This window comes from Variovorax sp. OK605, assembly GCF_900115445.1.
Classification (GTDB): domain Bacteria; phylum Pseudomonadota; class Gammaproteobacteria; order Burkholderiales; family Burkholderiaceae_C; genus Variovorax.
This window is the reverse complement of record NZ_FOWL01000033.1, coordinates 12,915-30,777: the sequence shown is the minus strand read 5'-3', so window position 1 is coordinate 30,777 and position 17,863 is coordinate 12,915. Positions and strand designations below refer to the sequence as shown.

Genomic DNA, 17,863 nt, shown 5'->3' with positions numbered 1-17,863 from the left:
GGCGGACGCGCGCCGCTGAACGGTGATGTGAAGCAGCCCGTTGCTCAACTTGGCATCCACGCCGTCCGGGTCTGCGTCCTCCGGCAGCGTCATCACCCGGCGGAAGGCCCCTTCGAAACGTTCGTTGATGTGAAGCGTGGCCTTGTCGCCTTGACGAGGTACGACTCCTTTTCGCTCCCCGGCGATGGTGAGCAGCCCGCGCTCGAGAGTGACCTCGAGCGTCGCCGGATCTACCCCCGGGGCAAACGCGTAGATCTCGAGCGCGCGTTCGGTGCTGCCCACATTGAGTGCGGGAAAGCCGTCGCGCGGCAGCCCCCGGATGCTGGGCGAAAGATCTGCGGCCTGACGCATGTCGCGCTGCAGGCGATCGATCTCGGCGAGCACGTCGCGGGGGAACAGTGAACGGTACATGGCAAATCTCCTGAGAGCAGGCACGCCTCGGCCGAGCGAGACGGCACATGGTTGATACAACGGCGGGTGGGGGCGGGCAAGCCACGCTTGCCGGGGCGATGGGCCCTACTGCATGGGGGCAGACTTGCGAGAGTCGGCACCCGGGCGGGACGCCTGCTGCCATCCCGCGGTCTTGATCCGAGGCATCCGGAAGCGCCATCGCGGTGCGCGCGATCCGGCGCCGTGTAACTTCGCAAGTTCCTCGCGGCCCTTCTGGGTGATGGCCAGCACCTGGGCCGCAGAACGCGAGCCCGAAGCGGACTGAGAAGGCGAGGGCACCACGGCGACCACAAGGCCTGCGGCGCAAAGGATCCTGACCTGGTCGATGTCCTCCGTGCGATAGTAAGTCAGTGGCAAGCGAGAGCCGGCGATCTGCCTGAGCAAGTTCATGGTCATTTCAATACCTCCTTTGGCGGTGACCAGTTTCCGACGGTGAAAATCTAGGCGCTGCCAAACAGCTTTCAAGGGACACGAAACACTTTTTTCGCATCTGCAGGACGGGACGCGGACTGTCGTGGAAAGGTACGCAACCGTTCAACCGATCTTGAAAGCTCTCGGCTCAGGTTCATAAGACGAGGCGCGACCTCGTGCTCTTGAAGCGGAAAGCAAGAGGGAATCTGTTCTGCATCAGAGCACCAAGGCGCCGCGCAGGGCGCTCTGGAGGCGGAAGACGCAACTTCAGAATGCTCGGGAAACGGGGGGCAGGTCATTCTGGCTAAAGTAAAGGCCTATGTCTCAAGCCTCGGCCTCGTTGTCCCTAGAAGCTCAGGCACTGAGCCAAAAGCTGGGGTGCAAATTGCTCGAGATATCGTATGCCGGTGCGGCACCAGCTCCTGCGGTGCGAGGCGGCAGTGCAAAGTTCGCGGCGACTTTCAAGTCCGCCGGCGGAATGTGGAATCGGAAACCACAAGGTGCACGTTTTCAAGGATTGGAGCGACGTATCCCACGCACTGCAGGAGGCCGCGCGCAGGGAAGGCCTTATCAGCGTTGCGCCAAATCATCGCGACGCGAACCTAGCTAGTCTGGCGGCGCGCGTGGGTACTGTATGCGAGGAGTCGCATGCTCGCATTCAGAAATCGATCGCGTTGCGCCAGACCATGAAGGCGGCGGCGCAGTGGGGCGGCGACATCAGGCAGCGCGTCGGCTGACCGCTCTATGAGTGCTTCAAATGGGAGCACTGTGAACCCGCAGGAATGCCGACGGCAACCATTTTTTGCAGAGTAACAGGGTTCATGTTGACGCGGCCACAGTACGGCTTCCTCCACGCTCCCCGGTCGAGCCGAGAGCCGGCTCAACGGATGGGGGGCGCCCGCGCGGCGCCCTTGGTGCGCCGCTAACGGCCGTCGGCGGAGCGGTTGCAGCGATCGCGCGCCGCTGCATCAGTCGCGTGGCCTCGTGCGCGCTCATTTCCCGCTCTTGGAGCTCCTGCAGCCGTGTGAGGGCGGCGCGTGCTCGATACGGCCCTGGCGTGATGGCGCCCGCCCTCACGCTGCTGCTGCTCGGCACTCGTCAGCGCATTCGCCGCATCTATGGCCGGGGCGCGAGCGACGACGGTTTCGGAGGCGACCGCGGCGCTCTCGGGCTCTCGGTGCGCGCGGCGCGCCGTTCCTCGGCGAGCCGATCTCGTACGACGACCAAGTGCTTGGTAGACTTTGCAGCGCAGCCTAGACGCGGGTCGCTGCCTGGAGGGCTGCCTACCGTGGTGCGCTCGGTTTCCTCGCGCGAACGGTAGACCTCTGCATGCAGGCGGCGCTCGCTCTCGATGTGCCGTTCTTCGGCTTCATGCGCCGACGCTTGCGTGCAGCCAGGGCGACGGCGTGTTCCTCCTCCAGGCGATCCCGCTGGTCGCCACCGTCGTCGAGCTGCTTGCGCAGTCTGGCCGCCACCTGATCTGCAGCCGCAGCGCGCTGGCTCGCCGCCTCCAATTGCTCGCGCAGGGTGAGGGTCCGCTCGAGCCATCGAGCGTGTGGCTGCGCGTTGGGCCAAGCGCGTTGCAGTTCGACGTAGAACAGCTTCGGCGATGGCATGTCAAGCGAGTCACGGTGCTCGGTCCCCATGACAAGCTCGGAGGATGCGGCCATTTCTCGGCGTTTTCCGCCGAGGTGCTGGCTCGCCCCCCATCGAGCGGCTCTAGTCGGCCGAGGCTGTGTGAAAACGTTCAAAGGTGGTGTTTTCATGGGTAGCCAAATCATTCCCGAAGCCTTGATCGTTGATCCTGGCGCGATCTGAGAGATCGACTTTCACGCCAAGAGCACAGCACCAGCGTCTTCACACAGCCTCGGCCAAAACCAGTCACTCAGCACTTCCCCAAACGACAACAGGACCGAATGTGGTCTTTCTTGCAATAATCCGCATTGGTCTGAAAGATGCAATTCGTGAGACGGCCGTGCGCGCACCGCGGTTTAATGTGGCGCCGATGCCGTCACCGAGCAAGACTTTGCTGCAATGATGGGGAAAGGCCTGACGCGCTTCGCCTATCCTCTCGGACCGCGCGACCCACTGGTGTAAGAGGGGGCGCTAGATACCATCGGCCAGCATCACGCCGACGAAGTCGTTTGGGTTGAGGCCGCAATTTCGGCAGGCTGACCGCACCCGGCCAACAGCCGTCGTTGGCGAGGGGCTTTCGACTTAGAGCGCCGCTGGGTGGTCCTCGAGCGGCACGAAGGAATTGCCGGAAGGTGCCAGGGCCACGATGGAGCCGGACTCGATGTCGTAGACCCATCCGTGTATCGTTAGCTTTCCTTGCGCCAGCGCGAGCGCCACGGAAGGATGGGTGCGCAAGTTGTTCAACTGTGCGATGACGTTCTCACGCACCATGCTGTCGATGCGCGCTCGTTCGCTGGTGTGGTGCTTCGACTCGTTAATCATGCGAGCCGCGTCCGCATAGCGAAGCCAGTTCTTCACCGCCGGCATGTGCTCCAGACACGCGCAGGTGGCAACGGCAGTCATCGCACCGCAGTCAGAGTGGCCGCATATGACAATGTCGGTGACCTTCAAGGCGGCGACCGCGTATTCCACCGTTGCCGACACGCCCCCAGGTTCCGGACCGAAGGAGGGAACGATGTTGCCGGCGTTGCGGATGACGAACAAATCGCCGGGCTCGCGCTGCGTCACTAGCTCAGGAACCATGCGACTGTCCGAGCAGGAAATGAACAGCGTCGTCGGCTCCTGCTTGGTTGCGAGCTTCTGGAAGAGTTCCCTGCGAGTGGGAAACACCTCTCGCTGGAACCGCAGGAATCCATCTACAACGTCACGCATCGAGTCTCCAACTGATGGTGAATTTTACCAAGGAGCGGGCGCGGCGTTCAAACACGAGTGATCGAATACAAGCGAGGCGCGATCATCGTGTGCGATCGCCCGGGCTTGGAACGTGCCTCATGCGGCTGTATTTGGCCGACTAAAAATACTACCGCCAGTTGCTCGAGCGTCTGAATCCTTAGGCTCCCGACACCCGACACCCGACACCCGACACCCGACACCCGACACCCGACACCCGACACCCGACACCCGACACCCGACTCAGCGCTTGCGCGGCGACCGCGCTGGGGCACTGATTGCGCTGCCACTGGCCTTGGGCGGGACGGCTGTACCCATCGCGCGTTGCAGCATCTGTTGCGCGGCCTCATGCGCGCCTGTTTCCCGGGCATGCAGCGCGTGCATCTCCCGCAGCCGTGCAAGAGCGTGGCCGAGCTCTGTGTGAGCCAGGGTGAGGGTGCCTGTCTGCTCGCGCAACTGCTGCTCGGCGCTGGCCTGCGCATTCGACGCGTCGGTGGCTGCGGCGCGCTGCTCCTCCGCGAGCTGATTTCGTGCGGCGGAAAGCTGCTCGGCAGACTTTGCCAGCGCAGCCTGGTCTCGGGTCGCGGACTGGAGGGCTGCCTGCCCGGTGCGCTTGGTTTCCTCGCGCGAACGGTCGACCTCTGCAAGGAGACGGCGTTCGTTCGCGATGTGCCGTTCTTCGGCCTCAAGCGCCAAGCGGTCGCGTGCAACCAAGGCGGCGGCGTGTTCCTCCTTGAGACGATCCCTCTGGGCGCCGGCGTCGTCGAGCTGTTTGCGCAGCTTCTCGGCCACTTGGTCTACGGCCGCGGCGCGCTGGCTCGCCGCCTCCAGTTGCTCACGCAGCGTGCTCACGGCGTGCTGCGAACTCGCGAGTGTTGCTTCCAGCTGGCTGCGATTGCTCTCGAAGGCTTGCTCTCGGGTGCGCAATGCGGCTGCCGCTTCCTGCAGCAAAGCCTGCTTAAGCTCAAGCTGTCGGCGGCCGGCCTCGCTTTCCTGGCGAAGGGATTGGCCGGCCTCGGCGCGGGCCGCTTGCCACAGCTGCGTGGCCGCGCGCAGGATGGGCAGAGGGACTTGTTGGCCAGTCTCGTCGTTGGATGCGGCTCCGGGGCCATCGAGCCCATTTCCGAGCCTTTTTCCGAGCGTTGCGAACCAGCGCTCGACCATCGGGCCCACCGTATTCGGCGAACCTCGGCCCAGGCGCTGGCGAATCCTTTCGATCGTGGGGCGTTGCCCCTCGATCAGGAGGTTGGTCTTGAAACAGCGGATCATTGACTGCGGTGGATTGCTGCTGCGATGTCTCTTGATGCGCCGAACGCACTTTGGACAATCTTCTCGATTGCTTCGATCTCCCCGGACTTGAGAACGTGCAGCTCCTGGGAGTTTTTCCGTCGCTCCGGCATCTTGCAGCCGTTCTGATGAATCCATTGGATTAGCAGGTTAATCGTCCGGTTGGGTAGGTCGAACGTGGCGTCGATCTTCTCGAAGGCTTGGTCGTATGCCTGCAGGTAGGTCGTCTCCTCGAGCAGCGTCTGCTCAAGAGCGGATTCTGCACAAGAGGTGATGAATTCGGAAGCAACCTGTCCCGCCCAGCTCGCGTAGATCATCGTCGATGATGCGAATTGAAAATCGAACTGGGCGCCGTCGATGTAAGTGACGTCCCAAAGTGCGCGCGCCGGTTTGCTGAAGGACTCCAAGGCCTGTAGGTATCCCTTCTCGTCCTTTTTCATGGCAACGGACAGCGGGAGGAGTGCCGGCGTTCCATGCGCGTCAGGCAGCGCGCTGTTGTAGTTCAAGCTGTGATGGGCCAGCAGCCGCGATAGCCGGCCGTTTCCATCGCCAAAGGGGTGAAGGAACACAAAGCCGAAGCTGACCAGCGCCGCTTTGATCAAGGCAGGGGTGTCGTCTCTGACGTTGGCCATCTGCATGAAGCCGTCCATAAGCGCGGGCAGTGTCTCGGGGGGAGGAGGTACGTATCGAACGGAAAGCGCGCCATGGCCACCACGCTGCAGCCAGTTCTGATGCCCACGGAACTCGAACTCAGCCAATTCGGGGCGACTGATGACGGCTTGTTGGAGGGCGGCGATATAGTCTTCGGTGAGCGGGCTCCGATCTGCGAGGTGCTGCATGGCGGCCATGAACGCTCGTGCCTTGTCCGGTGAGGCTTCCTCGTTCTCGATCGCGTAGGAGTCGCGTGTCTCGCTCAAATAGGCCCAGCTCATGACCCTGTCGACCAAGTCGGCGTTGCCGGGGTCGCTAGCCCACACCTTGAGCTCGTGAAGCACCCTCTCGCCGCGCCGTTCAAGACGCTCATCCCGAAGCACGATAGGGCAGTAGTGGTACGGACCGAGGCCGTTGAAGTTGACACGCAGCTTGGTGCTTTTCTCCCAAGTCTGACCTGTGTAGTGCTCCTGCGCGTCGAACATGTCAACGTAGTTCCCACCAGTGCTCGCCCAGGGCAGAGCCAACTCTCTCCCGTTCGCCTTTTCCCATATGAATGCCAAGCGGCGAAGGTAGGCCGCCTTTGGCTGTTCGCCGAGCGCAGCGGTCATATCCTGTGCGGGAACTAGCTTCATCGCTTCGTGCAGAATGGCGAGGTTGACGCCCTCGTGCTTCAAGGCAAACTGGGCATGAGCGAGGAGGGAGGCGTTGTCCGCCGGCGCGACGTTTCTTGGCACAGCCAGAACGCCCTGGATGACCTCTATGCGCGTCACCGGCTTGATGCGGGCAGGCCGATCAAGCGGAGGCATGCGGAGGCCGATCCGCGTTAACAGCTGCTCGTATCCGATCACAATCGCCCCATTTTTTCTATACTGACCACAATTTTCAGTTAAAAAGACCCGCCAAGAGCGGGTTTTTTGTACTATGACGAGCTGTTTCGTCGAGTTGACCCATCTGCGCGGCGCCCTCGAGCCCGTGGCGCGGGCACGCTGTCGAACGACGACAAGGTGAACCGAGGACACGCGCAGCTACCAATAGCGGTCCGGGGTCACGTATTCACGACTTTAGATCTTGAGTCGCTGCGCCTTCGGTTGCTCCGCCGAAGCAGGCACTACACCTTGCGAGAACCCAGTCCGCCGAGTGCCGCGCACCGCGTCTACCCCGTTCTTAGTTCTCATCGCGGTTCCAAATAACATCTAGATACACCCTTCTGTTCCGGGTCTGGTCCTAAGGCGCCAGATGCTGCCATCACCCTCCCACCCAGCCTGTGACATGCGCTGCGGGACTGGCCATGTTCCAACTGCACGCGGGAACGTTCGCTGTTTGGGGGGCGGACAAAAACGTGGACTGGTTTTAGCTCGCGAGTCTGAGACTCTGTCAGTACTAAATCGGGCTGAGAGAGCCAAGGGAGATTTTGATCGGCTTCGCGTTGTACCAACGGATGTAGGAATCAATTACGCCGTTGGCCCCAAGGCGCTGCAAATGGATTTCGGCCACTGAGGGCGCCTGTGTCTGCCCCCGTTGGGCGCGTCGCGGGTGCGGCTCAGGCCGGCGAGATCGCGCCACGGAACCAGGGGGCCGCGCTTGCATTCCGCTTGTCGGCACGGACGTTGCAGGTGCCGGGGCCCAGCTTCTCAAGCCGAAAGGCCACACTTGCGTGCGCGTGGGACGCCTGTGGCGACTGCGTGTCTTGAGGTCGCAGGGTCAAGCAATCCAAAAGTGCACTTGCCGTCGCGCGCTGCTGCCGATGGCGGTCGATGTTTGCTGCGCCTCGGAACCAACTTCGCACGGCGGTTACTGAAGAGCTCCAATGTACTGGAGAGCCATGATGCCTGTTGCGAACTACAAGGACCGCCTGGAGGATCTTGGGAGACACCTGAATTTGGCAAGCCTGGCGCCCAACGACGCTCATGTGTGTCAGATACATGTTGGCGAAGCCCCGAGACTCTTCATCAGCTACGGTGAGACCGACGACGAGATTCACTGGACGAGCGTGGTGGCCAGTCTGCTCGGTCGGGACGGCGTGCCGATCTTCAGGGGCCTGCTGAGTGCCAGCCTCGATTGGTCCTTGACACGCGGTTTCTACTTTGGGCTCGACGAGGGCTGCGAGGTCATCACGTTGCGGCACCACGCACCAGCCAGCGTGTTGGACACTCCGCGCTTCATCGACATCACGGAAAAGTTTCTGGGTGTCGCCACATTCTGGACAGGGCGGCTCCATGTCGAGGAAGGCTTCACGCCTTCTTCTGCTGGCAGGCGACTGCACACACGCTCGACGGAGTCCGCGCCACGAATGAGCGATTTCCTGAACCACGCCTGAGGAGCTGGCATGACCTTGCAGAACAACGTTTCCAATGCCGCCGGCATGTCGGCTTGGCAGGCTATGGCCAGCGAGCCTGCCAATTCCAAGATCGATGTTTCGCACTCGGGCGAACCTTCGGCCAAGGGGGACGACGTCGATTTGGGTAGCGACGCGTCCAAGGCTGCCTTCGACAACCTCTTCACCGCGCTGCACACGTCCTATCCCACGAAGTCGCAAGCCGTGCGCATCCTTCTCGAAGGCGCCCATGACGGTGGAGCGCCTTTGACACCAAAGCTCGTGGGGCAAGCCATTCACATCGCGGAGAATTCCGCCGCGATGCTGTGCGACAAATACAGCGAGCGAGCCACTTTGAGCAGCCTGTCTCCGAGAGGAGACGAGGGAAGGGCACTGTTGACGGACTTCAGTCGCCTGGTCGTGGAGCGCAATATCGCTTGCGCCGCTACGACCTGCTCGGCACGCTCCGAGGTTCTCGGCGCAATCATCAGCGAGATCCGTTCCGCCCCCCATGTCAGCGAGAACGTCAAGCAGCGGCTGCTGGCTCATGCCGAAGCCGCAAAGCTGCAACAGGACTTCGCCGACAAGGCCGCTACGTCCGATATTCCCGTGATCCGAGCGCTGAAAAGCCCGGTGGATGCCTGCTGGAAGCTCGTGATGGATGGCTATCTCGGCCTGGGTTCGTTTTCCGGCACCGCGGCCCTCAAGCAGAGTCATTTCGAGAACGAATGTGGCTACATGCGCGGGATGCTCAATGGATTGAATGCCATGCTCGCGACCATGCGTGAGCCCCTGACGGCGGAGATGTACGAATCTCTGCATGATGTCGCCGTGAACGGCGTGCAGGAGCGAGACACGCTCGACCACACTGCGGTCATGGCTTCGAAGTTCAGGGACGGCGAGGCCGTCGGCTTCAAGCTCGACGTGGCTGGCAATGGTGCAATTGGAAAGCTGCCGAACATGACGCAAGCCGGGCTGGGAGAGTACATGGAGTCTGGCAAGGCCAAGACCGGCTTGATCAGCTTCGACAACAGGGAACCGGTCCCGAAGCTGGTGGCCAAGGAGATTCCCCGAGAGACGTGCATTCAAAAAGCTACGGAGATCATCGGGAAGTACGGCGTTGCGCGCGAAAAAGCGCTTGAAATGGGGAACGCAGGTGACCGCGAACTCGCCATCCTTCGAGCCATTGCAGCATGTTGCCAGGATCTAGACCAGCACCACCTGTTCATGGACGGCAACATTCGAACCATCGCCTTCTTGGTGATGAACAAGCTGCTCTTGCAGAACGAACTGCTTCCATCCGTGCTTCAGGACCCCAACGTCTTCGACATGAACGGCATCGAAGAGATCGTCGGAGACATTAGATTGGGGCAGGAGGCGTTTCAAACGCTGTGATCGGGCGCGGTGCACCCGATGCGGTCTTGTCTTGTGCGTGCTCGCCGGCACCGAGTTCGACCGGCGTGCTTTTTCCCGCGGCTCAGAAGTGGGGAGGAGGCCGGCGCAGATTCAGCAACATGGCAGCTCAGCGGTAATTGCTTCCACAATGCAAAGCCTCCTGCAGCGCGGACAGGCAGGCCGACCAAGGCAGCCGTTCTTGTTCCAGTCTAAGGTGCATCCCCCGTTTGTTTACACGCAGGCCTGTGTAGACCTCCATTTCGGAAGACGTGAGGTGGCGCAACTCTTCAGCACGATTGGGTTTGGCTTCGGTGGACGGCAACCACCGCGTGAGCGGTAAAGCCGAGGCCGCACGGACCGCGCGATTGAACAGACCCTTCGCAGCCGAGGCAGTTGCATGAGCGAGCGGGCAAGGTGTCATTGGACGGAGCGGCTCGTCGCTGACTACGTCCTCGCTTTTTCCCGATTTCACCCATTTTCAGCATTTCAGCGGTTGCTGAAATCAGAATTTTCAATGAAATCTCTTTGATGATTTCATCGGAAATGGTATTTTCAACGAATGCTGAAAGCCGATAATTTAATGAAAGACTTAGAGCGCCAGGCTGCGGGTACCTTGCGCGCGCTCTTGGAGCAAGTGCCCGCGATCAAGCTTCTGGATATCGGGCATGAGGCGCTGGCGCCCGATCACGGAGTCGATATCGTGGCGCACGTCGAGGTGTATGGCAGGCGACAGGCGTTAGTCTGCGAAGTGAAGTCCAGTGGCCAGCCGCGTCACGTTCGGCTGGCGCTCCTGCATCTGCGGGACATCGTTGCGAATCAAGCAAAGGATGCCGCGCCCGTCTTCATCGCTCCGTATCTGTCGCCTGAAGCCCAGGCACTGTGCCGTGAGCACGATGTGGGCTACCTCGACCTGGAAGGCAACGCGAGATTGGCGTTCGGCAGCGTTTTCATCGAGCGCGAGGTTGCGAGCAAGCCTGGTGTGGAGCGGCGCGAACTCAGGTCGATTTTCAAGCCGAAGGCCGCTCAGGTGTTGCGCGTGATGCTTCGGGATCCGCAGCGAACATGGCGCGTCACCGAGCTTGCAGAGGCCGCTGGGGTCAGCCTGGGACATGTGAGCAATGTGCGCGTCAGCTTGCTGGGCCGCGAGTGGGCGCAAGTGTCCGACGCAGGCTTGTACCTGTCCGAGCCCGATGCGCTTCTTGATGAATGGCGCGACGCCTACGAGCCGCCAGTCGGCCAGCGTATAAGTTTTTACACGACGCTGCACGGCCGTTCGTTCGAAGAGGCTGCGCGGCGCGTGATGAGCTCGAAGCGTGAAACGGTGTTGTTGGCAATGGCGTCCTTCTCGGCGGCGCACTGGCTTGCCCCGTATGGCCGCACCGGTACGCAGTACTTCTATGCGGACGATGCGGGCCTCGAACAATTGCGGTCGAGCCTGAAGCTGTCTTCCGCCTCGAAAGGCGAGAACGTAACGGTGACCTTGCTCAAGGACCTCGGTGTATTCCGCGATACGGTGGAGCCAGCACCGGGCGCCACTTGCACCAGTCCCGTCCAAACCTATCTGGATCTCGCCGCGGCCGGGGAGCGGGGGCGGGAGGCGGCCGACCATCTGCGACAAGAAAGGTTGAAATGGCAGAAATGACCCCAGGCGAGCCACAGTCCGCCGCTGACTACGACGACCGCACGACGGCGGCCGTCAAAACGGTGTTGCTAGAAATTGGCCAGATCCTCGGAAGTTTCAAGGGCAAGTTCGCTATCGTCGGCGGCGCCGTCCCGTGGCTGCTGCTTGGCAACGAGGACATGCCGCACGTCGGCACGCTCGATGTGGATCTTGGGCTGAATGCCGAGGCCTTGGGTGACGGCGAATACGCGACGCTGGTCGATGCTCTGCAGGGGCTGCCGGCGGGCATTGGCCGAGTTAGCCGCTGCGGGCGAAGAGCTGGAGGCTGGGCGGCAGGAGCCCGTCGGGCGCTTGCGGCTCACCATGCCCGTCATCATCGGGCGGCTGCTGATCGCGCCGCTGCTGTTAGAACTGGGGGAGCGGTATCCGCAGCTGAGCTTCGATATCGCCTACAGCGACCGGCGGGCCGACCTGATCGAGGAGGGCATCGACCTGGGCATCCGCAGCGGCGTGCTTGACGACAGCACCACGCTGGCGGCGCGGCCGCTGGGGCGGCAAGTGATGGCCGTCTATGCGTCACTGGGCTATCTTGCGAAGCATTCACGGCCGACCTCGTTCGACGACCTGCTGGTGCAACGCGAATCGCATCGCTTCGTGGGCTATGCGCGCCAGGGGTGGCGACAGCCCTGGCGCTTCGCCTCCGCCGACGGCGCCGCTGCATCGGTCCCGTTCGAGGTCGAATCGCGCTTTGCCTGCGATGCGCTCGACGTGGTGATGGACGGCGCCGTCGCGGGCTGGGGTCTGGCGCGCGTACCGGTCTGGATGGCTGCGGGCCATGTTGCCGCGGGGCGCTTGGTGCGCGTGTTCGACGAGCCCGAGCCCTTCGGCTACGAGCTGCATGCGGTCTGGCCGCGCATGCGCACCCTCCCCATGAAAGTGCGCGTGGTGATCGACACGCTGCTGGCGCGGCTTCCCCATTCGATGGCCGCCGCAAAAGCCGGCGAATGAGCGCAATCTGTTGGAGTCCCCTGCGCTTGGGCCGGTATGGCTCCGAGAGGGCAGATCGTGGCGTATGGCCACCTCACGGTGAGGCGCGCTCGGTGCCAGCACAGATTGTCCGCCGAGAACGGCCCAAGCGGGTGGCTCAAAATTGTCTGCGCGCCATAAAACTTAACATAAGACACATTGTTGTCAAATCCAGCCGACCAGATGGTGCACCTGCAAGTCCCGCTGCGCGCGTATTCCGCAGGGAGGTCACACGCGTCATAGCTCCCGCTTGGGGCCGGCGAGATTCGCGGTCAGCGCCTGAGCGCTTTGCCTTGACGATCCACTCCGTAGGCGTCTTGGCGGCAGATGAACCCCGCCCATACGGTCTCCTGGCCATCCTGGAAAAGCACTAAGGAAAATCCTGGGTATGAAGGTCTTGAAATCCGCCCGCTGCTGCGTAAATTTGGTCAGAGAGTCTCTCTTCCTTCACACCAATCGAACTTTGAGAAAGGAGTTGATCATGTCTTCACGATTTGGCTTTTCCCTCTCGGGGAATGAAGGGCGGAGTCGCGCGAAAATGAGCCGAGGCACAGGCAAGCCCTTCATGAGTCCGAAACAGATCGATGCGTACCTTATCGCGCGGGACGCGTTGCGCCGTGTCCAACGCGCATCGTCGGTGCCGCCGTCGCGCCGGGCGCTTGACTTCGTTGGGGGCACCCGAGCCAGCGATCGTCGGAGCCTCGATTCCTAGTGCTCGCCTTGGGCAGGCAGCCTGCCGGGGAAGCGGCGGGCTGCCGACAGTCCATTCGCGCGAGATGCCGAAGCAACTCGCGCATCCCAAGACACGCACTCCGACGAGGCTGTCAGCAAGCCGATGTGGCGCGCTATGTGGCTCCTGCTATTCACGCTTGCAGCCCTGGAGCGAGTGGCCAGATTCCAAAGTATCGATTCAGATATGAATGAATTTCAAGGTGGTGAAGCCTTGGTCCGACGCTGAGGGATGGGGTCCTCGTGAGCTCTTGATTTCAAACGCAAGGGTCACGCAAGCCCGTGGCTGACAGTGGCGCAGCGCGAAACGTTCCGGACGCGCCCTGCTCCTACTTCGCTCGCATTCGGATGCGGCCAGTCTTCGCAGACGACTCACCCATCGAGGAACTTGCGACATGGCAACCAGCAGCATTCTGGGCGGCGATCTTCCGCCCAACGAACCCAAGGGCACCGGCGTGGACAGCCTGGGCCCAAGTGACTCCAGCGACAGCGGCAGCGACGCCGCGGGCACCGAAGACCGTGCGTCTTCAGAGGGAGGGCTCGAGGAAGCGACGAACGCGGACATCCTCCCCGACCGCGTGGGCGTGTTCCCCGATGCCGCCTCGGAAGTGGCCACGTCCCCTGAAGACCCCGAAGCGGCAAGCGCCGAGGATCTGGCGGACACGGGCGACGAACCCGAAGACGAAGAGAACGACTGATGCCCGTCAGCGCCGCCGACGCTCGCGGCAAGAAAAAAAGGCACTCCGCACAACCCATCGCCGACCTGGACGACACGCTGCGAGGCGTCTTCGGTCATGCCCGCCTGCGCGTCGGCCAGGCGGAGGTCATCGAACGGGTCATGGCGGGGCTGCCGACGCTGGCGGTGATGCCCACCGGCGCTGGCAAATCGCTTTGCTACCAACTGCCGGCGGCGGTGCTGCAAGGACGCACCGTCGTGGTGTCGCCACTCATTGCATTGATGAAGGACCAATGCGACAAGCTGCAGCACCTGGGCATCCAGGCCGTGCAGGTCAACAGCTCGCTGAGCGCGGCAGAACTGGCGCAGGCCGAGCTTGCCATCGACGACGGCAGTGCGCGCATCGTGCTGACGACGCCCGAACGGCTTGCCGATCCGGCCTTTTTGCAGCGCCTGCGCGCTCATCCGGTGGCACTGGTCGCGGTCGACGAGGCCCATTGCATCTCGCAATGGGGCCATGACTTCCGGCCCGCATTCCTGGAGATCGGCCCCGCGCTGCGGGCACTGGAAAATCCGCCGGTGCTGGCGCTCACCGCGACGGCGGGCGACGACGTGGCCACCGACATCATGAAGTGCCTGGGCATCCCGCGCGCCGGCCTGGTCGACACGGGCGCTTACCGCCCCAATCTGCATTTCGCGGTCGAGCAGATGGCGGACGAGAAAGAGCGGCTGCGCCGTGTCGCTGAGTTCGTTCAGCAGGCGCGGGGTTGCGGCATCGTCTACGCCGCCACGGTCAAGGTGGCGCAGCAGGCCTTCGACGCACTGAAGGCGCACGACGAATCGGTCGCGCTCTACCACGGCAAGCTCGGCGCACGTGAACGCAACGAGGCCCAGGAGTCGTTCATGACCGGAACCGCCCGCGTCATGGTGGCCACCAATGCGTTCGGCATGGGCATCGACAAGCCCGACATCCGGTTCGTGCTGCACTGCCAGATGCCCTCCAGCGTGCACGCCTACTACCAGGAGGCCGGACGCGCGGGCCGTGACGGACAGGTCGCGCACTGCGTGCTGCTGTTCCATGCCAAGGACAGGGCAGTGCAGCAGTTCTTTCTCGCCGGCCGCTACCCTCAGCTCGAAGACCTCGACGCCATCTATCGGCAGTTGCTGGCCGCACCGCCCGAGCCGCAAGGCTGGACGGCCGCCAGCCTGATCGACGCGCTGGACCGCCCGCGCACCAAGATGCAGTCGGCCATCGCACTGCTGCGAAAAGAAAAGGTGCTGAAGGTCGATCGGCTCGCCCGTGTGTCGCTGCGTCAGCGCGAGGCTGCCGGCATCGACTTCGCCCCCATGCTGGACGCCTACAAGGACCGGCGCATTCAGGACCGCGAAACGCTCGAGCGCATGCTTTCCTATGCGCAATCGGGGCAGTGCCGCTGGCAGCTGCTGCTCAGCGATCTCGACGCGGCGGCGCCCGCGAGGCGCTGCGGCGCGTGCGACAACTGCCGGCGCATTGCAGCCCATGAAGCCGCGATGGCGCAGCCGATCGTCGTCGGCAGCGAGCCCCCGACGATCACCACGCGCAGCAGCCCGGCGTTCGTGGCAAGCGACACGGTCAGGGTCAGGCGCTTCGGTTCCGGTGTCGTCGTCGCGTCGGACACGAGCTCGATCACTGTCGAATTTCCGGATGGCAGCCGGCGCAGCTTTCATCCCGACTACGTCAGTCGCCGACGGGCTCCGGGTGGTGGACGTACCGCACAGCCGCCGGTGACGGGAACAGTCGATTGAGCCATAGTTTGGGAACAGAGGTCAGCCGCTGCGGCACGCGGTCACTCGCTATTCCTCCATCCTTCAATGGGACTTTTTTGCCGTAGGCATGATTGTTGGCCTTGGCCCTGGTGAGCAGCGATGGCGGGTAGGCGAGGTATTTGGTTGGAGGCCGGGCGCGTGCGTGCAGGACGCCGGGTGTTCTGCTTGGCGTAAGCGCCCTTTTCTTCAGGTACTCCGCGTCGGACTCAGCCGCTCGCTCGCCTCTTTGGCGATGGTCAGCGCACCCACCAACTCCTGCCAAGTCTCGAAGGTGTACCCGCCCAGCGCGGTACGCCACCGCCCACCCTGGGTTTTCAAAACGCGGGAGAACGAAGCCATGTTTCCCAAAACGCTCGGAAACAGTTGCCCTCCATAGAATCTTTCATCGACCTTGCATCCGAGCATGGCGGCCAACGCTTGGGCTGTCTCACGGCTGATTGGTGCGGCATCTCTGTTCATCTGCGCGAATCTCGCATTTCAGCAGGCCGACGTTTGTAGGCAGATGCCTCCATTCGCATGCGCACGAGGGAAGACAGGGACGTTGCCCTGTGAATAGCGGCGCGGGTCGCGAGGAGTCAGGCCAGAACCGGTCGATCGGCTCACCGTAAAGACTGGCCGCCGTCGATGCCCCCTTCTGCAGTGCAAGGAGTGCTCGGCCGATGAAACCAGCGGCCTACGCCGGCCGGCAACCACCGCAGCCTTCAAGGAAGGCCGCGAAACGCTTCACCCAAAGCAGGTTCCTCTGCGCGGCCCCCTCGGCTTCCTTCTGCGTTCCAGATCCGCTCAGATGCGCCTGATCTTCGAAGTGCTTTTTGAAGGAGCCGCTTTCCAGCGCGCCGTAGACGGCCTTGGCCAAAATCTCTGCGTCTCTGGCGCCGATCACCGGAAAGAAGGGAAGGTCGGGGTAGACGTCAGACGTGATGGATGCGTGCAGTGCTATCCAGATGTCCCTGCTTTGAAAACGAATCTCTCTGCCCGCCACGGTCGTCGGAGCATCGCCAATCAATTTCAGCTCGTCCATCGTCAGCATTTGACCAGTCAGCGCAGCGCAAGACAAGCCTTCGTCCCTCACTGCGGCGTGCCTTGGCCACAGGTGGTGAAGCTAGTCTTTCCCGGTGCCTGGGATGAAAAGAGTCTGCGGCCTTCCCCTCGGGGTTCACACATGGGGCAAGAAGGCGCGTTTTTTGAGAATTCTTCGCCCCCTGCCCGATCGACCCAGGCCATGGACAGGTTCAGACGGACGATAGCCGGTGCCCCATGCGTTGCGTCACCGATCCAAATGTTGAGATGGGCCGTTAACCTACATGTGCAGTGGAGGGCCTCTGCGCTAATGAAGACTGTCTCCCCGCCGGAAAGTCTCGAGGGAGCGCTCTGGAACCTCCAAGGATGCGGAGCGGCAGTCGGCTTCTTGACGACGGCGGAACCATCTGCCAGCGCCGGATTCCGAGAGGAACAGAGTTTGGCGCTGCTGTTGGAAACGCAGCAGCGCGTCGCTCGTCAATTTCCTGGCTTGCGACCTTCTTGAGCGAGCGATTGCTGGCGGGCATAGTCAGGAGCTCATCTTTCAACCCTGTGTGCGAGGTTTTTTATGACCACCGATCTTGAACCGAAGACTGAACCTGTCATGAAGGCTTTTGCTGAACTCGACGCAATGACAAGCAGGTTTCTCAGGCATTTGGGCAGCGCGAACGTTGCGCCTCTGTGCCGCGGTCATGTCCAGGCAATCTCCCCTGCAACGGACAAGTTCACGGGGCAGTGCCTGGACACGCCTTACGTCGTTCGTTGGCGCCCTGTTGTGGTGGACACTCGGCCTACATTGCAGGAATTCGAATTCGCCGCCCAATACGCGGGTGAGCCTGTGGTTCTCACGCGGGTCTATCTGGGACTGACAGGAAAGCTGTCGCTTGACTCCGGCCAGTTGGTGCCCCTCTGTGATCACGACGACCCCGAAGTCGCACGCACTTTGGCCGGCCTTGTGCTGACCGGTTTGCTCAGTTCGGTGATTTACGCTCCGCGGGATCGGCTCTACGGAACCGAAGAGCTGGAGGATCCGGCGCTGGATGCCGAGACAGCCTGAGTCGGCGTGGACGGACGCCTGGCGGCATGGAATCGATGGGGCGAGCCCACGGATGGCGATGCCGGTGCTCCGGCGTGCCGCAGGTATGCGAAACGTCAAGGCCCGGACCATCCTGATCAACGCTGACTGAATGGTTCGAGACGCTGATGCTGCGCCCCGCGACGCCGTCGAGCGGCCACGGCTGATGCGCCTGCCCTGCTCTCGCCGGGGTCAGCGATATCAACTCGATAAGCGCCACTGCGGCGCCGCCCCGCGCGTTGGTACTTTGCGCTCGGACTTGATTCGATCAAGCTCTCAGCGGCGCTGCGCGCGAACCTGGCAGGCGCTGCGTTGCTTCCATCATCCGCTTTGGCGATCGGCCCAACGCATGCATCGCGCTTTCATATCTTCAACGAGTGATTCACGGTCAGCGAAAAGCTTGGACGTCGCGATGAGGCAGACCAGCTTCTCGTCTTTGTAGATTTCCGCTCGCCCTGCAAGCGCAATCGCATAAGTTCGACCGACACCGATACTGAACTCCCATCTCAAGTACGCGAACCTCTCGGCTTCCAC

At 62.4% G+C, this 17,863-nt stretch carries 17 protein-coding genes and 2 pseudogenes; 9 read left to right on the top strand and 10 right to left on the bottom strand.

Annotated features, from left to right (window positions below; all coding sequences use genetic code 11):
- Together BM013_RS39665 and BM013_RS39660 are read right to left on the bottom strand one after the other, a co-directional pair.
- On the bottom strand, positions 1 to 411 hold a 411-nt coding region (locus tag BM013_RS39665), incomplete at its 3' end, for an Hsp20/alpha crystallin family protein (protein ID WP_093136154.1).
- Positions 412 to 516: 105 nt separating this feature from the next.
- Positions 517 to 846 carry a hypothetical protein gene (locus BM013_RS39660; protein WP_093136151.1) on the bottom strand — a complete coding sequence of 110 codons (330 nt, stop codon included), beginning with the start codon at positions 844 to 846 and terminating at the stop codon, positions 517 to 519.
- A 515-nt stretch (positions 847 to 1,361) separates the two neighbouring features.
- Between BM013_RS39660 and BM013_RS39655 the strand changes: the two genes are divergently transcribed.
- Positions 1,362 to 1,598 carry a hypothetical protein gene (locus BM013_RS39655; protein ID WP_093136148.1) on the top strand — a complete coding sequence of 79 codons (237 nt, stop codon included), beginning with the start codon at positions 1,362 to 1,364 and terminating at the stop codon, positions 1,596 to 1,598.
- Positions 1,599 to 2,144: 546 nt separating this feature from the next.
- Here BM013_RS39655 and BM013_RS39650 read toward each other — a convergent pair.
- The 5 genes and pseudogenes from BM013_RS39650 to BM013_RS42305 all read right to left on the bottom strand — a co-directional run.
- Positions 2,145 to 2,477: a hypothetical protein gene (locus tag BM013_RS39650; protein WP_143098516.1), complete on the bottom strand. Its 333-nt coding sequence runs from the start codon at positions 2,475 to 2,477 to the stop codon at positions 2,145 to 2,147.
- Positions 2,478 to 3,078: 601 nt separating this feature from the next.
- Positions 3,079 to 3,708, bottom strand: a complete 630-nt coding sequence (locus BM013_RS39645) for a carbonic anhydrase (RefSeq protein WP_093136143.1) — start codon at positions 3,706 to 3,708, stop codon at positions 3,079 to 3,081.
- Positions 3,709 to 3,969: 261 nt separating this feature from the next.
- Positions 3,970 to 4,995 (bottom strand): DNA-binding protein, encoded by a 1,026-nt coding sequence (locus BM013_RS39640; RefSeq protein ID WP_093136140.1) that lies wholly within the window; start codon positions 4,993 to 4,995, stop codon positions 3,970 to 3,972.
- Positions 4,992 to 6,473, bottom strand: a complete 1,482-nt coding sequence (locus BM013_RS39635) for a Fic family protein (protein ID WP_256221896.1) — start codon at positions 6,471 to 6,473, stop codon at positions 4,992 to 4,994. The genes BM013_RS39640 and BM013_RS39635 overlap by 4 nt, the downstream gene beginning before the upstream one ends.
- Before the next feature lie 574 nt (positions 6,474 to 7,047).
- Positions 7,048 to 7,122: pseudogene (locus BM013_RS42305) on the bottom strand (IS3 family transposase); the annotation flags it as partial.
- A 370-nt stretch (positions 7,123 to 7,492) separates the two neighbouring features.
- Between BM013_RS42305 and BM013_RS39630 the strand changes: the two are divergent.
- Together BM013_RS39630 and BM013_RS39625 are read left to right on the top strand one after the other, a co-directional pair.
- The gene (locus tag BM013_RS39630) at positions 7,493 to 7,984 is read left to right on the top strand and encodes a type III secretion system chaperone (RefSeq protein ID WP_177225710.1); all 492 of its coding nucleotides are present in this window, start codon (positions 7,493 to 7,495) and stop codon (positions 7,982 to 7,984) included.
- Between the two features lie 9 nt (positions 7,985 to 7,993).
- A complete protein-coding gene (locus BM013_RS39625; RefSeq protein WP_093136132.1) occupies positions 7,994 to 9,376 on the top strand; it encodes a hypothetical protein in 1,383 nt (460 codons plus the stop codon).
- Positions 9,377 to 9,503: 127 nt separating this feature from the next.
- Here the strand turns inward: BM013_RS39625 and BM013_RS42300 are convergent, their stop codons facing one another.
- Positions 9,504 to 9,797, bottom strand: coding sequence for a Wadjet anti-phage system protein JetD domain-containing protein (locus BM013_RS42300; protein WP_093136129.1), 294 nt, complete (start codon positions 9,795 to 9,797; stop codon positions 9,504 to 9,506).
- Between the two features lie 138 nt (positions 9,798 to 9,935).
- On the opposite strand from BM013_RS42300, the gene BM013_RS39615 reads away from it, so the two are divergent.
- From BM013_RS39615 to BM013_RS39595, 5 genes and pseudogenes are all read left to right on the top strand, one after another.
- Complete coding sequence (locus tag BM013_RS39615) at positions 9,936 to 11,018, top strand: type IV toxin-antitoxin system AbiEi family antitoxin (RefSeq protein ID WP_093136127.1); 1,083 nt, start codon at positions 9,936 to 9,938, stop codon at positions 11,016 to 11,018.
- A pseudogene (locus BM013_RS42085) lies at positions 11,006 to 11,269 on the top strand (hypothetical protein); the annotation flags it as partial. The gene BM013_RS39615 and the pseudogene BM013_RS42085, both read left to right, overlap by 13 nt.
- Before the next feature lie 91 nt (positions 11,270 to 11,360).
- On the top strand, positions 11,361 to 12,005 hold the full coding sequence (locus BM013_RS39605; RefSeq protein WP_177225707.1) for a LysR substrate-binding domain-containing protein: 645 nt from the start codon (positions 11,361 to 11,363) through the stop codon (positions 12,003 to 12,005).
- Positions 12,006 to 13,147: 1,142 nt separating this feature from the next.
- The gene (locus BM013_RS39600) at positions 13,148 to 13,450 is read left to right on the top strand and encodes a hypothetical protein (protein ID WP_093136121.1); all 303 of its coding nucleotides are present in this window, start codon (positions 13,148 to 13,150) and stop codon (positions 13,448 to 13,450) included.
- Positions 13,450 to 15,213 carry a RecQ family ATP-dependent DNA helicase gene (locus tag BM013_RS39595; protein WP_093136118.1) on the top strand — a complete coding sequence of 588 codons (1,764 nt, stop codon included), beginning with the start codon at positions 13,450 to 13,452 and terminating at the stop codon, positions 15,211 to 15,213. The genes BM013_RS39600 and BM013_RS39595 overlap by 1 nt, the downstream gene beginning before the upstream one ends.
- Before the next feature lie 207 nt (positions 15,214 to 15,420).
- Here the strand turns inward: BM013_RS39595 and BM013_RS41060 are convergent, their stop codons facing one another.
- Complete coding sequence (locus BM013_RS41060; protein ID WP_143098512.1) at positions 15,421 to 15,648, bottom strand: hypothetical protein; 228 nt, start codon at positions 15,646 to 15,648, stop codon at positions 15,421 to 15,423.
- Between the two features lie 259 nt (positions 15,649 to 15,907).
- Positions 15,908 to 16,255, bottom strand: coding sequence for a hypothetical protein (locus BM013_RS39590; RefSeq protein ID WP_143098511.1), 348 nt, complete (start codon positions 16,253 to 16,255; stop codon positions 15,908 to 15,910).
- Positions 16,256 to 16,822: 567 nt separating this feature from the next.
- Here BM013_RS39590 and BM013_RS39585 point away from each other — a divergent pair.
- Positions 16,823 to 17,311, top strand: coding sequence for a hypothetical protein (locus BM013_RS39585; RefSeq protein ID WP_093136113.1), 489 nt, complete (start codon positions 16,823 to 16,825; stop codon positions 17,309 to 17,311).
- Positions 17,312 to 17,863 lie beyond the last annotated feature (552 nt).